The 20,393-nt window shown below is 56.6% G+C and carries 18 protein-coding genes and 5 tRNA genes; 20 read left to right on the forward strand and 3 right to left on the reverse strand.

What is annotated here, in order from left to right; all coding sequences use genetic code 11:
- Positions 1 to 105: 105 nt before the first annotated feature.
- The 20 genes from mltB to PGR29_RS15925 all read left to right on the forward strand — a co-directional run bounded on the left by mltB (position 106) and on the right by PGR29_RS15925 (position 15,745).
- Positions 106 to 1,185 carry a lytic murein transglycosylase B gene (gene mltB, locus PGR29_RS15830; RefSeq protein WP_020078114.1) on the forward strand — a complete coding sequence of 360 codons (1,080 nt, stop codon included), beginning with the start codon at positions 106 to 108 and terminating at the stop codon, positions 1,183 to 1,185.
- A gap of 337 nt (positions 1,186 to 1,522) precedes the next feature.
- On the forward strand, positions 1,523 to 2,233 hold the full coding sequence (locus tag PGR29_RS15835; protein ID WP_213317205.1) for a metal ABC transporter ATP-binding protein: 711 nt from the start codon (positions 1,523 to 1,525) through the stop codon (positions 2,231 to 2,233).
- Positions 2,230 to 3,093 (forward strand): metal ABC transporter permease, encoded by an 864-nt coding sequence (locus PGR29_RS15840; RefSeq protein ID WP_015370052.1) that lies wholly within the window; start codon positions 2,230 to 2,232, stop codon positions 3,091 to 3,093. The genes PGR29_RS15835 and PGR29_RS15840 overlap by 4 nt, the downstream gene beginning before the upstream one ends.
- A gap of 7 nt (positions 3,094 to 3,100) precedes the next feature.
- Positions 3,101 to 3,979: a metal ABC transporter substrate-binding protein gene (locus PGR29_RS15845; RefSeq protein WP_316424919.1), complete on the forward strand. Its 879-nt coding sequence runs from the start codon at positions 3,101 to 3,103 to the stop codon at positions 3,977 to 3,979.
- 138 nt (positions 3,980 to 4,117) lie between these two features.
- Positions 4,118 to 4,615: a nicotinamide-nucleotide amidase gene (gene pncC, locus PGR29_RS15850; protein WP_087859292.1), complete on the forward strand. Its 498-nt coding sequence runs from the start codon at positions 4,118 to 4,120 to the stop codon at positions 4,613 to 4,615.
- 89 nt (positions 4,616 to 4,704) lie between these two features.
- A complete protein-coding gene (gene recA, locus PGR29_RS15855; protein ID WP_015370055.1) occupies positions 4,705 to 5,763 on the forward strand; it encodes a recombinase RecA in 1,059 nt (352 codons plus the stop codon).
- Positions 5,764 to 5,833: 70 nt separating this feature from the next.
- Positions 5,834 to 6,334: a recombination regulator RecX gene (gene recX, locus PGR29_RS15860; protein WP_015370056.1), complete on the forward strand. Its 501-nt coding sequence runs from the start codon at positions 5,834 to 5,836 to the stop codon at positions 6,332 to 6,334.
- 251 nt (positions 6,335 to 6,585) lie between these two features.
- Complete coding sequence (gene alaS / locus PGR29_RS15865) at positions 6,586 to 9,213, forward strand: alanine--tRNA ligase (protein WP_087859290.1); 2,628 nt, start codon at positions 6,586 to 6,588, stop codon at positions 9,211 to 9,213.
- 363 nt (positions 9,214 to 9,576) lie between these two features.
- Positions 9,577 to 9,762, forward strand: coding sequence for a carbon storage regulator CsrA (gene csrA / locus PGR29_RS15870; protein WP_000906486.1), 186 nt, complete (start codon positions 9,577 to 9,579; stop codon positions 9,760 to 9,762).
- A gap of 337 nt (positions 9,763 to 10,099) precedes the next feature.
- Positions 10,100 to 10,192 (forward strand) — tRNA-Ser (locus tag PGR29_RS15875).
- A 4-nt stretch (positions 10,193 to 10,196) separates the two neighbouring features.
- Positions 10,197 to 10,273 (forward strand) — tRNA-Arg (locus PGR29_RS15880).
- Positions 10,274 to 10,423: 150 nt separating this feature from the next.
- Positions 10,424 to 10,500 (forward strand) — tRNA-Arg (locus tag PGR29_RS15885).
- A 189-nt stretch (positions 10,501 to 10,689) separates the two neighbouring features.
- Positions 10,690 to 10,766: transfer RNA gene (locus PGR29_RS15890), tRNA-Arg, on the forward strand.
- 189 nt (positions 10,767 to 10,955) lie between these two features.
- Positions 10,956 to 11,032, forward strand: a tRNA-Arg gene (locus tag PGR29_RS15895).
- A 162-nt stretch (positions 11,033 to 11,194) separates the two neighbouring features.
- Positions 11,195 to 11,509 (forward strand): BON domain-containing protein, encoded by a 315-nt coding sequence (locus tag PGR29_RS15900; RefSeq protein ID WP_015370060.1) that lies wholly within the window; start codon positions 11,195 to 11,197, stop codon positions 11,507 to 11,509.
- 126 nt (positions 11,510 to 11,635) lie between these two features.
- Positions 11,636 to 12,202 carry a fructose-1-phosphate/6-phosphogluconate phosphatase gene (yqaB, locus tag PGR29_RS15905; protein ID WP_045395223.1) on the forward strand — a complete coding sequence of 189 codons (567 nt, stop codon included), beginning with the start codon at positions 11,636 to 11,638 and terminating at the stop codon, positions 12,200 to 12,202.
- Positions 12,199 to 12,627 (forward strand): YqaA family protein, encoded by a 429-nt coding sequence (locus tag PGR29_RS15910; RefSeq protein ID WP_047044328.1) that lies wholly within the window; start codon positions 12,199 to 12,201, stop codon positions 12,625 to 12,627. Before yqaB ends, PGR29_RS15910 begins: the two co-directional genes overlap by 4 nt.
- 66 nt (positions 12,628 to 12,693) lie before the next feature.
- Positions 12,694 to 14,250 (forward strand): glutamate--cysteine ligase, encoded by a 1,557-nt coding sequence (gene gshA / locus PGR29_RS15915; RefSeq protein ID WP_316424836.1) that lies wholly within the window; start codon positions 12,694 to 12,696, stop codon positions 14,248 to 14,250.
- Between the two features lie 163 nt (positions 14,251 to 14,413).
- Positions 14,414 to 14,929, forward strand: coding sequence for an S-ribosylhomocysteine lyase (gene luxS, locus PGR29_RS15920; protein ID WP_015370064.1), 516 nt, complete (start codon positions 14,414 to 14,416; stop codon positions 14,927 to 14,929).
- Between the two features lie 48 nt (positions 14,930 to 14,977).
- Complete coding sequence (locus PGR29_RS15925) at positions 14,978 to 15,745, forward strand: AraC family transcriptional regulator (protein ID WP_316424838.1); 768 nt, start codon at positions 14,978 to 14,980, stop codon at positions 15,743 to 15,745.
- Here PGR29_RS15925 and leuA read toward each other — a convergent pair.
- The 3 genes from leuA to emrA form a co-directional block, all read right to left on the reverse strand.
- Positions 15,742 to 17,400, reverse strand: coding sequence for a 2-isopropylmalate synthase (leuA, locus tag PGR29_RS15930; RefSeq protein WP_316424840.1), 1,659 nt, complete (start codon positions 17,398 to 17,400; stop codon positions 15,742 to 15,744). The two genes, PGR29_RS15925 and leuA, sit on opposite strands and share 4 nt — an antisense overlap.
- Positions 17,401 to 17,537: 137 nt before the next feature.
- Positions 17,538 to 19,076, reverse strand: a complete 1,539-nt coding sequence (gene emrB / locus PGR29_RS15935; RefSeq protein ID WP_045395214.1) for a multidrug efflux MFS transporter permease subunit EmrB — start codon at positions 19,074 to 19,076, stop codon at positions 17,538 to 17,540.
- Between the two features lie 15 nt (positions 19,077 to 19,091).
- Complete coding sequence (gene emrA / locus PGR29_RS15940) at positions 19,092 to 20,264, reverse strand: multidrug efflux MFS transporter periplasmic adaptor subunit EmrA (protein WP_015370068.1); 1,173 nt, start codon at positions 20,262 to 20,264, stop codon at positions 19,092 to 19,094.
- Between the last annotated feature and the right edge of the window lie 129 nt (positions 20,265 to 20,393).

Below are 20,393 nucleotides of genomic sequence, written 5' to 3' on the forward strand. Positions count from 1 at the left end.
GCAAAAAAAGGACTATTTTGTCTGCAAATGTATTGCCGCTTCCTTGTTGGCGGGCGCATGCTTTACCATAATTACCCTTTGCCGATTTTGTTAAATGGAATTCCCATGTTGAAGCGTCGCTATCTGGCTTTACTCCCTTTATGTGCACTTCTGGCTGCCTGCAGCAGCAAACCTAAGACCCCCGCGGAAGCGGAGATGGCGAGCGGAACCGGCGGCTTTTTGCTGGAACCGCAGCATAACGTGATGCAGATGGGCGGCGATTTCGCCAATAACCCTGCGGCGGCGCAGTTCATCGATAAGATGGTGGCGAAGCACGGCTTCGATAGACAGCAGCTCCAGGAGATCCTGTCGCAGGCTAAGCGCCTGGACTACGTGCTGCGGCTGATGGATCGCCAGGCGCCGAGCGGGCTGCCGCCGACCGGGCCAAACGGCGCCTGGTTACGCTATAAGAAACAGTTTATTACGCCGGATAACGTGCAGAACGGCGTGGTGTTCTGGAACCAGTATCAGGACGCGCTGAACCGCGCGTATCAGGTCTACGGCGTACCGCCGGAAATCATCGTCGGCATTATCGGCGTGGAAACCCGCTGGGGCCGGGTGATGGGCAAAACGCGCATCCTTGATGCGCTGGCGACGCTGTCGTTTAACTATCCGCGTCGCGCGGAATACTTCTCTTCTGAGCTGGAAACCTTCCTGCTGATGGCGCGCAGCGAAAGCGATGACCCGCTGGATCTGAAAGGCTCCTTTGCCGGCGCGATGGGCTACGGCCAGTTTATGCCGTCGTCGTATAAGCAATACGCGGTGGACTTCAACGGCGACGGTCATATCAACCTGTGGGATCCGGTTGATGCCATCGGTAGCGTGGCGAACTACTTTAAACAGCACGGTTGGGTGAGCGGCGATACCGTCGCGGTGCAGGCGCTGGGCCAGGCGCCGGGTCTGGATAACGGCTTTAAAACCAAATACAGCGTTTCACAGCTGTCGGCGGCGGGGTTAACCCCAACGCAGCCGCTGGGAAATCATCAGCAGGCCAGCCTGCTGCGGCTGGATATCGGCACCGGGTACCAGTACTGGTATGGCCTGCCGAACTTCTACACTATCACCCGCTATAACCACAGCACTCACTACGCGATGGCTGTCTGGCAACTGGGGCTGGCGGTTTCGCAGGCCCGCGGCGGGTATTGATCCTTTCATCCAGCCGACAAATTTCGAGTTCCCCGGATGGCGGCGCGTAGCGCCTTATCCGGGCTACGGTCTGGTATCCGTTTGGTAGCCCCGGTAAGCGCAGCGCGACCGGGGACATCTTCCTGGGACGCTGCGCTTATCCTCCGGTTTTTTCCCGTCTGCGTGCCTCTTGTTGACCTTTGTTACATTTCCTCTCGCTGACGCAGATTTACATTCTTTTCTGAATCACATATTGTTATGTTATAACATTTTATTGGGGCGGGAATATGTTCACATCGGTTTTTATGGCATCCGGCGCGGCGCGCGTGGCAATCGCCTGCGGACTGCTGGCGGCGTTATGGCTGGCCACATGGTGGGCGGTGGCGCTGCCATGATTGAGCTGGATCACCTGGTTGCCGGGTATGAAGGCATGGCAATCACTCCGGCGCTAAGCGGCGTGATTGCGGCGGGAAGCCTGATGGCGATTGTCGGGCTTAATGGCTGTGGTAAATCGACGCTGCTGAAAACGCTGGCTGGATTTATTCCACCGGTTAGCGGCCGGCTGAACTGGCGCAAAGGGCGGCCAGTGGTCGGCTGGCTGGCGCAGCGCCATGCCCTGGAATCACAGTTTCCGCTGCTGGTGCGCGATGTCGTCAGCCAGGGGGCATGGCCGCGAGTCTCGCTGCTGCGCGGTCTGGGCGGCGGCGAGCGTCAGCGCATCAAGGCGGCGCTCGAGCGGGTGGGGCTCAGCGCGCTGGCCAATACGCCGATTGAAGAACTCTCGGGCGGCCAGTTCCAGCGCATGCTCTTTGCCAGGGTGATGGTGCAACAGGCGCCGCTGGTGATGTTGGACGAGCCGTTTACCGGCGTCGATGAGGCCACCAGCCGCGAGCTGATGGCGCTTATCGTCGATATGCATCGCGAGGGGCAAACGATACTGGCGGTGCTGCACGATAACCAGTGCGTGGCCGATTTCTTTCCCGAGACGCTGCTGCTTGAACCCCAGCACGCGCGCTGGGGCGAGACGTCAAGTGTGCTTCCTGCCTTCAACACCGCGAGGCAGGCATGATCTGGCATACCTTTTTTCAACCTTTTATTGAATTTGGCTTTATGCGCCGGGCGCTGGTGGTGTGCTTCGCGCTGTCGCTGAGCACCACCATGTTAGGCGTGCTATTGCTGCTGCGACGGATGAGCCTGATGGGCGATGCGCTGTCGCACGCCATTCTGCCGGGGGTGGCGGCGGGTTATCTCCTTAACGGCATGTCGCTGCTGGCGATGAGCGTTGGCGGATTTATCGCCGGGATCGCGGTGGCGCTGGTGGCAGGCTGGGTCAGCCGGCGAACGCCGCTGAAAGAGGACGCCAGTTTTGCCGGGTTTTACCTCGGCTCGCTGGCGCTTGGCGTCACGCTGGTCTCGCTGCGCGGCTCCAGCGTTGATCTGCTGCACCTGCTGTTCGGTTCGATTCTGGCGGTGGATAGCGACGCGGCGTTCTTTGTCACCGGCGTGGCGAGCCTGACGCTGCTGTGCATTGCGCTGTTTTATCGCGGGCTGGTCAGCGAGGCATTCGATAGCGCCTGGCTACAGGTCAACGCGCGGCGGCTACCGGCGCTGCTGCACGGCCTGTTTCTCGCGCTATTGGTACTGAACCTGGTGGCGGGGTTTCAGGTGCTCGGCACGCTAATGGCGGTAGGGCTGATGATGTTGCCCGCGGTAGCGGCGCGCTGCTGGGCACGAACGCTGCCGGGCATTTTGTTGCTGGCGGCGGCGATCGGCGCGTTTTGCGCCTGGATGGGATTGAGCCTTTCGTGGGCAGTGAATTTACCCGCCGGGCCCGCCATCGTGCTGACCGCCAGCGTACTGTTTTTTATTTCAGTGTTTTTTGGCACGCGCAGCCGGCTGGTCGTTGGCTGGCGCAAATTGATGGGGTAAGGAAATGATGAAACGAAGTGCAGTGGTGATGGCGTTAGCCGTGGGGCTGATGGCGCAGGGGGCGATGGCAAAAACGCTGAACGTGGTAAGCAGTTTTTCGGTGTTGGGCGATATGGTGCAGCAGGTCGGAGGCGAGCATGTTCATGTCGATACGCTGGTAGGGCCGGATGGCGATCCGCACACCTTTGAACCCTCACCGAAGGATAGCGCGCTGCTCAGCAAAGCCGACGTGGTGGTGGTCAACGGGCTTGGCCTGGAAGGGTGGCTGGATCGGCTGGTGAAAGCGTCCGGTTTTAAGGGCGAATTAGTGGTGGCTTCAAAAGGGGTTAAGACGCATACCCTTGATGAAGACGGTAAAACGGTGACCGATCCGCACGCCTGGAATAGCGCCGCTAATGGCGCGTTGTACGCGCAGAATATCCTTGATGGCCTGGTGAAAGCCGACCCGCAGGATAAAGCGGCGCTCCAGAGCAGCGGTAAGCGTTATATCGAGCAGCTGACGGCAATTGACGGCTGGGCGAAGGCGCAGTTTAGCGCCATCCCGCAGGCGAAGCGTAAAGTGCTGACCAGCCATGATGCTTTCGGCTATTTTGGCCGCGCTTACAACGTGACGTTCCTTGCGCCGCAGGGGCTCTCATCCGAGAGCGAAGCCAGCGCGGCGCAGGTGGCGGCGTTGATTAAGCAAATCAAAGTCGATGGCGTACATACCTGGTTTATGGAGAACCAGCTTGACCCGCGTCTGGTGCAGCAAATCGCTGGCGCAACGGGGGCGCAACCGGGCGGCGAACTCTATCCGGAAGCGCTGTCTAAGCCGGGCGGCGTGGCCGATAGCTACGTTAAAATGCTGCGCCATAACGTCGAGCTCATCGCCAATAGTATGAAGTAACAGGTTGTCTGGTCGTCCCGGTTGCAGCGGGACGGCCCATTTTTAGATCCCCCCTCGTAAAATCACCAGCTCGTCCCCATATCTCTGCCGAAAGTGCTATCTTTGATGGCCTCTTTATCTGGCTTAAGCGGGGCAAAAATGACCGATTCAGAATTAATGCAGCTAAGCGAACAGGTTGGGCTGGCGCTGAAAGCGCAGGGCGCGACGGTGACCACCGCGGAGTCCTGCACCGGCGGCTGGATAGCCAAAGCGCTGACCGATATTGCCGGTAGCTCAGCGTGGTTTGAGCGCGGTTTCGTGACCTATAGCAACGAAGCCAAATCGCAGATGATTGGCGTGAGCGAAGTGACGTTACTGGATAACGGCGCGGTGAGCGAACCGGTGGTTGTCGAGATGGCGATTGGCGCGCTACGCGCGGCGCGCGCCACCTATGCGGTATCGGTCAGCGGTGTCGCCGGCCCGGACGGCGGCAGCGCGGAGAAGCCCGTCGGCACCGTGTGGTTCGGCGTCGCCTGTGCGAACGGGCAGGGCGTGACCCGCCGCGAATGCTTTGCCGGAGACCGCGAAGCGGTGCGTCGTCAGGCGACGGCCTATGCGTTAAATCTGCTCTGGCAACAATTTCTACAAAATACTTGATACTGTATGACCATACAGTATAATTGCCTCAACTGAACAAATATTAACGGCGAAGCGAACGCGCTTCACCTCGCATGACAGGAGTAACAATGGCGATCGACGAAAACAAACAGAAAGCGTTGGCGGCAGCACTGGGCCAGATCGAAAAGCAATTCGGTAAAGGCTCCATCATGCGCCTGGGTGAAGACCGTTCCATGGACGTGGAAACCATCTCCACCGGTTCGCTTTCTCTGGATATCGCGCTCGGCGCAGGCGGTCTGCCAATGGGCCGTATCGTTGAGATCTACGGGCCGGAATCATCGGGTAAAACTACCCTGACGCTGCAAGTTATCGCCGCAGCGCAGCGTGAAGGCAAAACCTGTGCGTTCATCGATGCCGAACACGCGCTGGATCCGGTATATGCCCGCAAGCTGGGCGTTGATATCGACAACCTGCTGTGCTCCCAGCCGGATACCGGCGAGCAGGCGCTGGAAATCTGTGACGCGCTGGCGCGTTCCGGCGCGGTAGACGTTATCGTCGTCGACTCCGTGGCGGCGCTGACGCCGAAGGCGGAAATCGAAGGCGAAATCGGCGACTCTCACATGGGCCTCGCGGCGCGTATGATGAGCCAGGCGATGCGTAAACTGGCTGGTAACCTGAAGCAGTCCAACACGCTGCTGATCTTCATCAACCAGATCCGTATGAAAATCGGCGTGATGTTCGGTAACCCGGAAACCACCACCGGTGGTAACGCGCTGAAGTTCTACGCTTCCGTGCGTCTGGACATTCGCCGCATCGGCGCGGTGAAAGAGGGCGACAACGTTGTCGGCAGCGAAACCCGCGTGAAAGTGGTGAAAAACAAAATCGCCGCGCCGTTCAAACAGGCTGAATTCCAGATCCTCTACGGTGAAGGCATCAACTTCTTCGGCGAGCTGGTTGACCTCGGCGTGAAAGAGAAGCTGATTGAAAAAGCGGGCGCCTGGTATAGCTACAACGGCGACAAAATCGGTCAGGGTAAAGCGAACGCTATCTCCTGGCTGAAAGATAACCCGGCGGCGGCGAAAGAAATTGAGAAGAAAGTTCGCGAACTGCTGCTCAACAACCAGGACTCCACGCCGGACTTCGCGGTTGACGGCAACGACGCAGAAGAAACCGAACAAGATTTCTGATATCGTCTAAAAGAGTGACAAAGGGCTGCTGATGCGGCCCTTTTGCTTTTCTTAGATTATCGAGGTGCCTGTGACTGAGACTTCACCACGCCGCTCCGGCTATGCGCGTCTGTTGGATCGCGCAATTCGTATTCTGGCGATGCGCGATCATAGCGAACAGGAGCTGCGGCGTAAGCTGGCGGCGCCGGTAATGAGTAAAAACGGCCCTGAAAAGCTGGACATTACGCCGGAAGAGCTCGAACAGGTTGTCGGCTGGTGCCTGGAAAACCGCTATCTTGATGACCAGCGTTTTGTTCGCCAGTTTATCGCCAGCCGGAGCCGCAAGGGCTATGGGCCGGCACGTATCCGCCAGGAGTTGAATCAAAAGGGCATTGGCCGCAGCGACATCGAAAGCGCGATGCGCGAGTGTGAAATCGACTGGGCGGCGCTGGCCAAAGAGCAGGCGCAGCGTAAATACGGCGAACCGTTACCTTCCGCCTTTACTGAAAAAGTTAAAATCCAGCGATTTTTGCTGTACCGCGGCTATCTGATGGAAGATATCCAGGAAATCTGGCGAAATTTTGCAGATTGACCCATCGGGGATTTTACTTCCCTCTAAAGAAAACTTATCTTATTCCCACTTTATTCCGTCGGGCCGCTGCTTGTGATTGCATAATCAGCGTCCAGGGCGATTATTCCTTATACACAAAATCATTCAAGCTGCATCACGGCGGCAAGAGAGAACAGCTTCTGGGGCGTACGTGAGTTCACTACCGGGAGAGGACGTTCCGCCAGGTCAGAGGCGACTTGAAGGATGAAGTGTAGCTTGATTTCAGGATAATTATGAGCAAGAGCACCGCTGAGATCCGTCAGGCGTTTCTCGACTTTTTCCATAGTAAGGGACATCAGGTAGTTGCCAGCAGCTCCCTGGTGCCGCACAACGATCCGACCCTGCTGTTTACCAACGCCGGGATGAACCAGTTCAAGGATGTCTTCCTTGGTCTCGACAAACGTAATTATTCGCGCGCGACCACCGCGCAGCGTTGCGTGCGTGCGGGCGGTAAACACAACGATCTGGAAAACGTCGGTTACACCGCGCGTCACCACACCTTCTTCGAAATGCTGGGCAACTTCAGCTTCGGCGATTACTTCAAGCAGGATGCCATCAAATACGCATGGGAACTGCTGACCGGTGAGAACTGGTTCGCCCTGCCAAAAGAAAAACTGTGGGTTACCGTTTACGAGACCGATGACGAAGCTTTCGACATCTGGGCCAATGAAGTGGGCGTTCCGCGTGAGCGTATTATCCGCATCGGTGACAACAAAGGCGCGCCGTTTGCTTCTGATAACTTCTGGCAGATGGGCGATACCGGTCCGTGCGGTCCGTGCACCGAAATCTTCTTTGATCATGGCGATCACATCTGGGGCGGCCCTCCGGGAAGCCCGGAAGAAGATGGCGACCGTTACATTGAGATCTGGAACATCGTCTTCATGCAGTTCAACCGTCAGGCTGACGGTACCATGGAGCCGCTGCCGAAGCCTTCCGTTGATACCGGTATGGGGCTGGAGCGTATTGCCGCTGTTCTGCAGCACGTTAACTCCAACTATGACATCGACCTGTTCCGCAACCTGATTGCGAGCGTGGCGAAAGTCACCGGCGCGACCGATCTCACTAACAAGTCGCTGCGCGTTATCGCCGACCACATTCGTTCTTGCGCATTCCTGATTGCTGATGGCGTGATCCCGTCGAATGAAAACCGCGGCTACGTGCTGCGTCGTATCATTCGCCGCGCGATTCGCCACGGTAACATGCTGGGCGCGAAGGATACCTTCTTCTGGAAACTGGTTGCTCCGCTTATCGACGTGATGGGCGCCGCCGGCGAAGAACTGAAACAGCAGCAGGCTCTGGTAGAGCAGGTGCTGAAAACCGAAGAAGAGCAGTTTGCGCGCACACTGGAGCGCGGGCTGGCGCTGCTGGACGAGGAACTGTCGAAGCTTAAAGGCGACACGCTGGACGGCGAAACCGCCTTCCGTCTGTATGACACCTATGGCTTCCCGGTTGACCTGACGGCGGATGTCTGCCGCGAGCGCAACATCAAGGTTGACGAAGCAGGCTTTGAAGCCGCGATGGAAGAGCAGCGCCGCCGCGCGCGTGAGTCCAGCGGTTTCGGCGCTGACTATAACGCGATGATTCGCGTTGACGGCGCATCGGAATTTAAAGGCTACGATCATCTGGAGCTGAACGGCAAAGTTACTGCGCTGTTCATCGACGGCAAAGCGGTTGATAGCGTCAGCGCGGGTCAGGATGCTGTAGTCGTCCTTGACCAGACGCCGTTCTACGCGGAATCCGGCGGTCAGGTAGGCGATAAAGGCGAACTGAAAGGCGCTGGCTTCTCCTTCACGGTCAGCGATACGCAGAAGTACGGCCAGGCTATTGGTCATATCGGTAAAGTCGCCAGCGGCTCCCTGAAAGTGGGTGACGCGGTGCAGGCCGATGTCGATCAGGCTCGCCGTCAGCGTATTCGTCTCAACCACTCCGCGACGCACCTGATGCACGCGGCGCTGCGCCAGGTTCTCGGTACCCACGTGGCGCAGAAAGGCTCTCTGGTTAACGATAAAGCGCTACGTTTTGACTTCTCGCATTTTGAAGCGATGAAGCCGGAAGAAATTAGAGCGGTGGAAGATCTGGTGAACGCCCAGATCCGCCGTAACCTGGCTATCGAAACCAATATCATGGATATCGATGCCGCGCGTGAATCCGGCGCCATGGCGCTGTTCGGCGAGAAATACGACGATCGCGTTCGCGTACTGCGGATGGGTGATTTCTCCACCGAGCTGTGCGGCGGTACTCACGCAGCGCGTACCGGTGATATCGGCCTGTTCCGTATTACCTCTGAATCCGGTACCGCCGCAGGCGTGCGCCGTATTGAAGCGGTGACCGGCGAAGGGGCAATTGCCAGCCTGCATGCGCAGAGCGATCAGCTCAGCGATATCGCCCAACTGCTGAAGGGCGATAGCCACAGCATCGGCGATAAAGTTCGCGCGACGCTTGAGCGTACCCGTCAGTTGGAAAAAGAGCTGCAGCAGCTGAAAGAGCAGGCTGCGGCGCAGGAGAGCGCTAATCTCTCCAGTAAAGCGGAAGAAATTAACGGTGTTAAGCTGCTGGTCAGTGAACTGGCCGGCGTTGAGCCGAAAATGCTGCGTACCATGGTTGATGATCTGAAAAACCAGCTCGGTTCGACGGTCGTTGTATTAGCTACGGTAGCGGATGGTAAGGTTTCTCTGATTGCAGGTGTGTCTAAGGATGTGACAGACCGCGTGAAAGCAGGGGAGCTGGTTGGTATGGTCGCCCAGCAGGTGGGCGGTAAAGGGGGCGGTCGTCCGGATATGGCGCAAGCCGGCGGTACCGATGCGTCTGCTCTCCCTGCTGCGTTAGCCAGTGTGAAAGGCTGGGTCAGCGCAAAACTGTAATAACTATAAACGCATTTACCCTAAATAATTCGAGTTGCAGGAAGGCGGCGACGCAGCGAATCCCCTGGAGCTTACTTAAGTAAGTGACTGGGGTGAGTGAGGAAAGCCAACATACATGCAACTTGAAGTATGACGGGTATAGATGCCGTAACCTGATGGGAGCGGCATCTTGCGTCATAAGTACTGATAACGATAAAGTCGGGTTGAAGTTGTGTAGATCGGCTAAACTTAGGTTTAACAGAATGTGATGCCGTGACTGCTTACACCGCGAGGTGTTTGTCATCGCTTACTTTTTGGCGTTATATGATGGATAATGCCGGGATGCGAGAGACCCGACTCTTTTAATCTTTCAAGGAGCAAAGAATGCTGATTCTGACTCGTCGAGTTGGTGAGACCCTCATGATTGGAGATGAGGTCACTGTGACAGTTTTAGGGGTTAAGGGTAACCAGGTACGTATTGGTGTCAACGCCCCTAAAGAAGTCTCTGTACATCGTGAAGAAATCTACCAGCGTATCCAGGCTGAAAAATCCCAGCAGTCCAGTTACTAAGCTTTCCGCGCCTCGCTTTATTGTGAGGCGCATCCCTCCGGCGGTCGTTTTTCTCTTTTCTTCTCCTTTTTCTTCTCTCGCGACATCCTCTCTTTTGTTTTTATTCGCCGTGCGTCATTTTTCGTTGTCGCTTTTGAGTGGCCGTAAAGGGCTATTTCCTGTTGATAAAATACTCTTTTTGCCGTTTTTGCAGGCTAATTGCGCGTGAAGTGTGCAAACGGAAAAAGCTCTCGAAAAATTGTTTGACTTATAAGTCTCAGAAAGTAATATGTGCGCCATCGCAGCGACGAAGAGCAGAAACAAGTTCTTCGAAGCACTCGCAAGAGGCGTGTTGTGTGGTGAGGTGGCCGAGAGGCTGAAGGCGCTCCCCTGCTAAGGGAGTATGCGGTCAAAAGCTGCATCCGGGGTTCGAATCCCCGCCTCACCGCCATTTTGCATCCGTAGCTCAGCTGGATAGAGTACTCGGCTACGAACCGAGCGGTCGGAGGTTCGAATCCTCCCGGATGCACCATCTTCTCTCTGTAAACAGAAAGAAGAACGCTGTGAAAGCAGCGGCCCGCAGTGCGAGGCGTAATCGAGTCACTCTACCGATTACTCCATCATACTCAGTGTGGCATGTGTTAGTTGTGACACTGACGCGTAGTAAAGCAAGTTTCCCGATGCATCCGTAGCTCAGCTGGATAGAGTACTCGGCTACGAACCGAGCGGTCGGAGGTTCGAATCCTCCCGGATGCACCATATTCTCCTTAGTAACAGCAATATCGTTGTTACATGGTCTGCGAAATTATCGCCAGCACCAGGGAGGATAACGTTGCGTAAGCAACGGCCCGTAGGGCGAGGCGTAGACGAGTCATCCTCCCGGATGCACCATTCTTGCCTGATTCTGAATTATTCAGATGAATTCTGTAGTAAACTAGTTATTCCGATGCATCCGTAGCTCAGCTGGATAGAGTACTCGGCTACGAACCGAGCGGTCGGAGGTTCGAATCCTCCCGGATGCACCATATTCTCCTTAGCAACAGCGACGATGTTGTTTAATGGTCTGCGAAATTATCGCCAGCACCAGGGAGGATAACGTTGCGTAAGCAGCGGCCCGAAGGGCGAGGCGCAGCCGAGTCATCCTCCCGGATGCACCATATTCTCGCCACGAGATTTGCAACAGAATAACCTCGCAGTTAAATAGCTTTTCCGATGCATCCGTAGCTCAGCTGGATAGAGTACTCGGCTACGAACCGAGCGGTCGGAGGTTCGAATCCTCCCGGATGCACCATCTTCTCTTCAATAAAACTCTCCAATTTTCATCCCATCAGTACGACGCATTTTATCTCCTCGATAATCAACACATTTCTTATTGGCAAGTCGCTCTTTCCACTATAATTTATCCCTGTAGATCTACCTGAACCGGGTGTGATGAATGCAAGGAGAGAAATCAATGAAATGGTTCAAAGCAATACCTGCCTTTTGCGCAACGCTTCTGGTCGCCGTATCTCTGGCAGGCTGTGCCGGATCGTCCACCAAAGAAAGCACCGGCGGTTATATTGACGATACCGTGGTAACTACCAAGGTAAAAAGCGCGCTGTTTAACGAAAAAGATATCAAATCCTCAGAAATTAGCGTGCAGACCTTTAAAGGCCGCGTACAGCTGAGCGGTTTCGTATCGTCGGCTGAGAGCGCTAAACGGGCGGTAGAGGTCACCCGTCGCGTGCAGGGCGTGCGCGTGGTTGAGAACGACCTGAGAATCAAATAATACGGTTTTCGCTATTCTGAGTTGATTAAGGCGCCTGCAGGCGCCTTTGCTGTCTCTGGCTCCCCCGCGACAAAACCCGCCTTTTGCGATACAGTAACGTTTCCTTATCCGGTTTGTGAGAACACGATGTACCAACGTTACGCAGGACTGATTTTCGATATGGATGGCACCATCCTCGATACCGAGCCGACGCATCGTAAGGCATGGCGTGAAGTACTGGGCCGTTACGGTATGCGTTTTGATGAGCAGGCCGTGGTCGCGCTCAACGGTTCTCCAACCTGGCGTATTGCCCAGGCGATTATCGAGCTGAATCAGGCTGATTTAGATCCGCATCGTCTGGCGCAGGAAAAAACCGTCGCCGTCAAAGCGATGCTATTGGATAGCGTACGCCCGTTACCGCTGATAGACGTGGTAAAAGAGTGGCATGGGCGTCGACCTATGTCGGTCGGCACCGGTAGCGAAAGCGCTGTCGCCGAAGCGCTACTGGCGCATCTTGGCCTGCGTCACTATTTCTCCGCGGTGGTGGCTGCCGATCACGTGACGCAGCATAAACCCGCGCCCGATACCTTCCTGCTGTGCGCGGAGCGCATGGGCGTCGCGCCGGAAACCTGCGTAGTCTTTGAAGATGCCGACTTCGGTCTCGAAGCGGCGAAGCGCGCGGGTATGGATGCTGTGGATGTGCGTCTGTTGTGAGCGACGCGCTGTCGCTCCTGTCGCTCTTTGCCAGCAGCTTTTTAAGCGCCACTTTACTGCCCGGCAACTCGGAAGTGGTGCTGGTTGCTATGCTTCTTACGGGGGCAAGTCAACCGTGGCTGCTGGTATTAATAGCAACAATCGGCAATAGCCTTGGAGGGGTAACTAACGTTATTCTGGGGCGCCTGTTCCCGCTGCGCAAGCAATCGCGCTGGCAGGAGAGGGCAACCGGCTGGCTTAAACGCTATGGCGCGGTGACATTATTATTGAGCTGGGCGCCTGTTATAGGCGATTTGCTGTGTTTACTGGCGGGATGGATGCGCATTTCCTGGGGACCAGTGCTCTTTTTTTTATGCCTTGGTAAGGCGTTGCGTTATATCGTCATTGCGGCGGCAACCCTTCAGGGCATGACGTGGTGGCACTAATTGGACTGATTGTTCAACCATTACAATTATGCTAATTCAAACGATTTCGACAGGCGGGAGGTCAAATTGATCCCGGATGTATCACAGGCGCTGGCCTGGCTGGAAAAAAATCCGCAGGCGCTGCAAGGCATTAAACGTGGGCTTGAGCGCGAAACGCTGCGCGTTAACGCCGACGGCACATTGGCCACTACCGGCCATCCTTTAGCTTTAGGTTCGGCGCTGACCCATAAATGGATTACCACTGATTTTGCCGAAGCCCTGCTGGAGTTTATTACCCCAGTGGATGGCGATGTCGATCATATGCTGACTTTCCTGCGCGATGTGCATCGCTACACCGCCCGCCAGCTTGGCGACGAGCGGATGTGGCCGCTGAGCATGCCGTGCTATATCGCGCCGGGCCAGGAAATTGAACTGGCGCAGTACGGTACCTCTAACGTTGGTCGGCTGAAGACGTTGTATCGCGAAGGGCTGAAAAATCGCTACGGCGCGCTGATGCAAACCATTTCTGGCGTGCACTATAACTTTTCGCTGCCGATGGCGTTCTGGCAGGCCAAGTGCGGCGTGGAAGACGCCGAAAGCGGCAAAGAGGCGATCTCGGCTGGTTATTTCCGCTCGATTCGTAACTACTACCGTTTCGGTTGGGTGATCCCGTACCTGTTCGGCGCGTCGCCGGCGATTTGCTCCTCGTTCCTGCAAGGCAAACCGACGACTCTGCCGTTTGAGAAGGCCGGAAACGGCATGTATTACCTGCCATACGCCACTTCTCTGCGTCTTAGCGACCTCGGTTATACCAATAAGTCGCAAAGCAATCTCGGAATTACGTTTAACGATCTGCACGAGTATGTGGCAGGATTGAAGCGGGCGATTAAAACGCCATCGGAAGAGTACGCTAAAATCGGGCTTGAGAAAGACGGTAAACATCTGCAGATCAACAGCAATATTCTGCAGATTGAAAACGAGCTGTACGCGCCGATTCGCCCGAAACGGGTGACCCGTAGCGGTGAAACGCCGTCCGATGCGCTGCTGCGCGGCGGCATCGAGTACATCGAAGTGCGTTCGCTGGATATCAACCCGTTCTCGCCGATCGGCGTGGATGAGCAGCAGGTGCGCTTCCTCGATCTGTTTATGGTCTGGTGCGTGCTGGCCGATGCGCCGGAGATGAGCAGCAGCGAACTGCTGTGTACCCGCACTAACTGGAACCGGGTGATTCTTGAGGGCCGTAAACCGGGCCTGACGTTGGGGATTGGCTGTGAAAGCGCGCAGTTCCCGCTGGCGCAGGTGGGTAAAGATCTGTTCCGTGATTTACGTCGCGTGGCGCAAACGCTGGACAGCATCCACGGCGGCGAGGCCTATCAACAAGTGTGCGATGAGCTGCTGGCGTGCTTTGACGATCCGGAATTAACGTTCTCAGCGCGCATTCTGCGTTCTATGATTGAAGAAGGGATTGGCGGTACCGGGCGTAAGCTGGCTGATGAGTATCGTACGATGCTGCGCGATGAACCGCTGGAAATTTTAAGCGAAGAAGATTTTATCGCCGAACGTGATGCGTCGGTCGCGCGACAGAAGAAAGTGGAAGCGGAAGATAGCGAGCCGTTCGAGGCACTTTTAGCACGACACGCGTAGTAAAAAGCGCTACAAAAGAAAAAGGCCACATCACTGTGGCCAAACTTTCATCTCTGATTCAGGGATGATGATGATAATAAATGCGCGTCTTTCATATACTCAGACTCGCTGTTGAACGAAGAGTTCATTTTATTTTAAAAAAAATCACTATCGGAGGTGAAGAATGCCGTTGTTAGATAGTTTCACAGTCGACCATACCCGAATGGAAGCGCCTGCGGTGCGCGTCGCGAAGAAAATGAACACGCCGCACGGCGATCAAATCACCGTTTTCGATCTGCGATTCTGCGTACCGAACCAGGAAGTGATGCCGGAGCGCGGTATTCATACACTGGAGCACCTGTTTGCTGGTTTCATGCGCGATCACCTGAACGGTAATGGCGTGGAAATTATCGACATTTCTCCGATGGGCTGCCGTACCGGTTTCTACATGAGCCTGATTGGTACGCCGGAAGAGCAACGCGTGGCCGATGCCTGGAAAGCGGCGATGGCTGACGTGCTGAAAGTCAAAGATCAGAATCAGATCCCTGAGCTGAACGTCTACCAGTGCGGAACCTACACCATGCACTCGCTGGAGGAAGCGCAGGATATCGCCCGCCACATCATTGAGCGTGATGTTCGCATCAACAGCAACGATGAGCTGGCGCTGCCGAAAGAAAAACTGCAAGAACTGCACATCTAGTGCGCATGCGTCGGCCCGGCCATCGCGTCGGGCCGCTCTCCGCTTATCATGTCGACAACGCTCTCCTTTTCCTTCCTGCACCGCGCGCTGGTGCCATTTGCCCATGATTATGCCCACGGCGATAGCGAACCGATGCATAGCCACGACTGCGCTCAGTTATTGCATATTCTCAGCGGCGTGGTTCGGGTGGAAACGCCGGTCGGGTTCTGGGTCGTACCGCCGGGGCGCGGCGTCTGGCTGCCGGCACATACGCCGCACGCGTTACGTATAACCGGCAATGTGGCCGCGCGGACGCTATTTATCGATCCGCTGGCCCGTGCCGATCTGCCCTCTACCTGCCAGATCGTGCAGATCTCACCGCTGCTGCGTGAGCTTATCGTCGCGTCGCTGGCGCTGGAAGAGCGCTATTTCCCCGGCACCCGCGATGAACGTATCTATGAGCTGATGCTGGATGAAATTCGCGGGATGTCGGTATTACCTTTCGGTTTGCCGGAACCGCATAGCGATAGCCTGCGTCGGTTATGCCAGCGGGTGCGCGAAGCGCCCGGTGAGCCGTGGGGCAGTCGAGAGGCGGCGCAAGTAGGCGGAATGAGCGAGCGTACGCTGAACCGTCATTTTCAACAGCAGACCAGCCTGACCTGGAGCGAATGGGTGCGCCGGGCGAAGCTGATGGAGGCGCTGGTTCGCCTGGCGCAGGGGCAGTCGGTACTACGGGTAGCGCTGGATCTGGGTTACGGCAGCCACAGCGCTTTTAGCGCCATGTTCCGCCGGGTCATGGGGACCGCGCCCAGCGACTATTTTCGCTCGTTGGATTAATCCCTGGCGTGAACGGCATTACACAACGCCTGTAACGAGGCGCGGGCAACGTCATTATCAATGCCTACGCCCCATCGACTTTCGCCATTGGCAAAGACGCAGCGAATATAGGCAACGGAGCGGCTGTCGCTGCGCGCCCCAAGGGTATGCTCGTGGTAATCCTTGATAACGAAATGACGTTTTAACAGTGCGCTCAGGCCGTTGGCGGCGGCGGATAACAAACCGTTCCCGCGTCCGTTCAAGCGGCGGGTTTCGCCATTCATCCGCAGCGCAGCCTGTAACGTCAGTTCGCCATCCTGCTGGCTGTCGCTCTGATAGTCGAGTAACGCCAGCGTCGGCTGCGCCAGCAGGCCGTAACGGCTGCGAAACAGCTGCCATAACGCGTTATGGGTCATTTCTTTACCATGGCTATCCGTTTCTTGCTGAACGTACTGGCTGAAGTCCTGCTGCAACGCCCGCGGCAGCTTAAGACCGTGGTTCTGCTCAATCAGCCATGCGCTGCCGCTTTTACCTGACTGGCTGTTAACGCGGATCACCGCTTCATAGCTGCAGCCGATATCCTGTGGATCGATAGGTAAATACGGCATTTGCCAGCGATCTCCCGGCTTACGGGCATCAAACCCTTTTTTAATGGCATCCTGATGCGAACCGGAAAAGGCGGTGTAGGCCAGACTGCCTGCCCAGGGATGCCGTGGATGTACCGGGAGCTGGTTGCAGTTCTCGACGATCTCCACTACCCGATTCATCTGCGTAAAGCGCAACTGCGGATCCACGCCCTGGCTATAGAGATTCATCGCCAGCGTGACCAGACAGACGTTGCCGGTACGCTCGCCATTGCCGAACAGACAGCCTTCAACGCGATCGGCGCCGGCCATCACCGCCAGTTCGGCGCTGGCAACGCCGGTACCGCGATCGTTATGCGGATGCACGCTGATACACACATCCTGGCGGCGCGAGAAGTGGCGGCAAAAATATTCAATCCGATCGGCGTAGACGTTCGGCGTGTTGACTTCGACCGTTGCCGGGAGATTAATAATCATTGGCCGTTCGCCACAGGGCTGCCAGATTTCCGCCACCGCTTCGCAGATTTCAAGGGCGAATTCCGGCTCGGTAAAACAGAAGGTTTCCGGTGAATATTCATATTGCCAACGGGTGTCCGGCTGCTGCTCGCAATGCTGACGAATAAGCCGGGTGGCGCGGGTGGCGAGCTCGATCACTTCGGCCTTTTCCATGCCGAAAACCAGCTCGCGAAACAGCGGCGCGGTGGCATTGTAGAGATGGATGGTCGCCTGCCGGGCGCCGCGCAGCGCTTCAAAGGTTCGTGCTATGAGTTCTTCCCGCGCCTGAGTCAGTACCTGAATGGTGACATCTTCAGGGATGCGCTGCTCCTCAATCAGCTGGCGCACAAAGTTGAAATCGGTTTGCGAGGCGGAGGGGAAGGCGACCTCTATTTCTTTAAAACCGCACTCCAGCAACAGATCCCAGAACTGCAGCTTACGCGCGGCGTCCATTGGTTCGGCCAGCGCCTGGTTGCCGTCGCGCAAATCGGTGGAAAGCCAGCGCGGCGCGGTAGTGATTTGCCGCTCGGGCCAGCGACGATCGGGCAGGGCGATAGGCGGATAAGGGCTGTATTTTTCGCAAGGATTGGTCAGCATGGTGTTCTCCTGTAGTCGGAGCTTTATCCTGCATGACATAACCCATCGGCGGCTTTAGCGAAATAGACAGAAGCTAGCGCGAAATGGACAAGGTCGCGGCAATAAAAAAGGGACCCGTAGGTCCCTTTTGTTGATACTTAGTGCGCGCCTCCGCCACCGCCGCCGGCGCTGAACGGCGGCCTGGCGAACCAGACCAGGCTTAGCAGCAGGATAAAGATCCCCGCCGAGACCCAGAAGATTTCGTTGGCGGAGATAATCAACCCCTGGTTGGTTATCTGCTGGGCAATCCAGCCGGAAGCCTGCTGCTGGGTCATTCCCATGCCCTGTAGTTGATCGTACATCTGCTGGGCGTTGGGGTTGAACGGCGTCACCGACTCGGTGAGCTGCGCATGGTGCAGCGCCTCGCGGTTGGTCCACATGGTGGTGGTAATTGAGGTACCGATGGAGCCGGCAAGGGTTCGGGTAAAGTTCGACAAGCTCGACGCCGCCGCCAGCCGCTCCGGCGGGAGGCCAGAGAGAGTGATGGTGGTCAGCGGCATGAAGAAACAGGCCACCGCAAAACCCTGGATAAACTGCGGCCAGGCCGATGCGCCGAAGTCCATTCCCGGTTCAAAGGTCCACGCGCGCCAGTAGAAGCACACCGCATACATAATAAAGCTGAAGGTCACCAGCCGCCGCATATCGAGCTTATGAGCAAAGCGGCCGATAATCGGCGACAGAATGACCGGGATCACCCCGACCGGCGCCGAAGCCAAACCGGCCCAGGTGGCGGTGTAGCCGTATACCTCCTGCAAAAGCTGCGGCAGTAATACAATGGCGCCGAAGTAGAGCATATAGGCCAGGCTGATACACAAACAGCCGATGGTAAAGTTACGCGACTTAAACAGCGACAGGTCGACTATCGGGTTATCGTCGGTCAGCTCCCAGACGATAAGGAAACTTATCGCCACCACCGCCACGATGGTCAGGATGATAATCTCGTTGGAAGCGAACCAGTCGAGCTCTTTACCGCGGTCGAGCATAACCTGCAGGCTGCCGATCCCGATAATCAGCAGCGCCAGCCCGACGCCGTCGATACGCCGCTGTTCGGTGCGGGTTTCGCGGCCGCGCAGGGTTTGCAGCGTCATGAGAACCACCGCCACGCCAATCGGCACGTTGATGAAGAAGATCCAGCCCCAGTGGTAGTTATCGCTGATATAGCCGCCGAGAATTGGGCCGCAAATCGGCGCGACGATGACCGTCATCGACCACAGCGCCAGCGCGATTGAGCGCTTCGCTGGCGGGTAGTTGCTGAGTAGCAGACTCTGCGATAGCGGGATCAGCGGACCGGCGACGATCCCCTGAATCACGCGGAAGAAAATCAGCATCGTCAGGCTATTCGACACCCCGCAGGCCCAGGAGGCGATGGCGAATGCCACCGTCGACCAGACGAAGAGTTTCACTTCGCCGACGCGCTTCGCCAGCCAGCCGGTAATCGGGATGGAGATAGCATTCGCCACCCCAAACGAGGTGATGACCCAGGTTCCCTGACTCAGCGACGAGCCAAGGTTACCGGCAATGGTAGGAATAGCCACGTTGGCGATAGTGGAGTCCAGCACCTGCATGAAAGTCGCCAGCGACAGCGCAATGGTCATGATGACCAGTTGCGCGCCTTCGAGCGGTTTTTGCTGTTGCATTACGCTCACCCCGAATTATCCGGCGTTGGCCTGGATGATACCGTCGATCAGTTTATTTACCGGCTCAAGGCCGATTTCACGGGCATTACTTTCATAGACCGGCGAGCTACGTACCTGGCTTGCCAGCATCTCGCCTTCGCGATTGCTGGTGTCTACTTCAACCAGCGTCGACAGGCCGATGCGCAGCGGATGTTGCGCCAGCTGTTTAGCATCTATCTCGATACGAACCGGCAGACGCTGGACGACTTTGATCCAGTTACCGGTGGCGTTTTGTGCCGGCAGCAGGGAGAAGGCGCTGCCGGTACCCATATCCAGGCCGACCACTTTACCGGTGTACTTCACGTCATCGCCGTAGATATCGCTGACGATGGTCGCCGGCTGGCCGATACGCATATGGGCAAGCTGGGTCTCTTTAAAGTTGGCGTCAACCCACAGGTTGGTGGCCGGAACCACCGCCATCAGCGGGGTAGTGGTGCCAATCTGCGCGCCAGGCTGCACCGAGCGGCGGGAAACGTAGCCGCTAATCGGGCTGACGATTTGCGTACGCTGCAGCGCCAGCCAGGCGTTGCGGACTTCGGTCGCCGCCTGCAGCACCGCAGGCTGCTGTTCCAGTTTGGTGCCCAGTACGATCGCCTGGTTGGCGTTGTACTGCTGAATAGCGACGTCGAGTTCGGCCTGGGCGCTGGCGACGGTGTCACGAGCGTGCTGCAGCTCTTCGCGACCAATCAGGTTCGCGGCGCCCAGCGGGATGCGGCGATTAAGGTCTGCCTGCGCCTGGGCGAGGGCGGTTTTTTTGACGTCAATATTCGCCTGCAGCTGCTTGCTGTTGATCATCTGCTGGCGAGTCTGACGCACGCTTGCCGCCAGCTGGGTTTTGGCTTTTTCAAACGCCTGTTGGGCGTCGGTCTGGTCGAGAGTAACCAGCGGATCGCCTTGTTGCACAAAGTCGGTGTTGTCGGCCCAGACCTTGGTGACGCTACCAGAAACCTGCGCCATGATCTGTACCTGGTTCCCTGCCACATAAGCGTCATCGGTCTCTTCATAATGACGCAGGACTAAAAACCAATAAATGCCGTAGGCTACGGCCACAATAACAAAGAGCAAGGTCAGGAGCAGAAGGGCGCCTTTGCGTTTCCCTTTCTTGCTGCCTGATTGCTGCGGAGTTTGGCTCGCCGCATTTTCGCTCATCTGATTCTCCACAATTTTACATTCTTATTATTTCACATCGGCTGAGCCGACCTGTTTACCAGAAAGGCCAGCAGAAGATCTGCTGGCCTGACCGTGTTCCTTGCAACTCAAAATGTTGTGCGGCTCCGT

It is taken from the genome of Klebsiella sp. 141203 (assembly GCF_032601985.1).
Lineage (GTDB): Bacteria > Pseudomonadota > Gammaproteobacteria > Enterobacterales > Enterobacteriaceae > Klebsiella > Klebsiella aerogenes.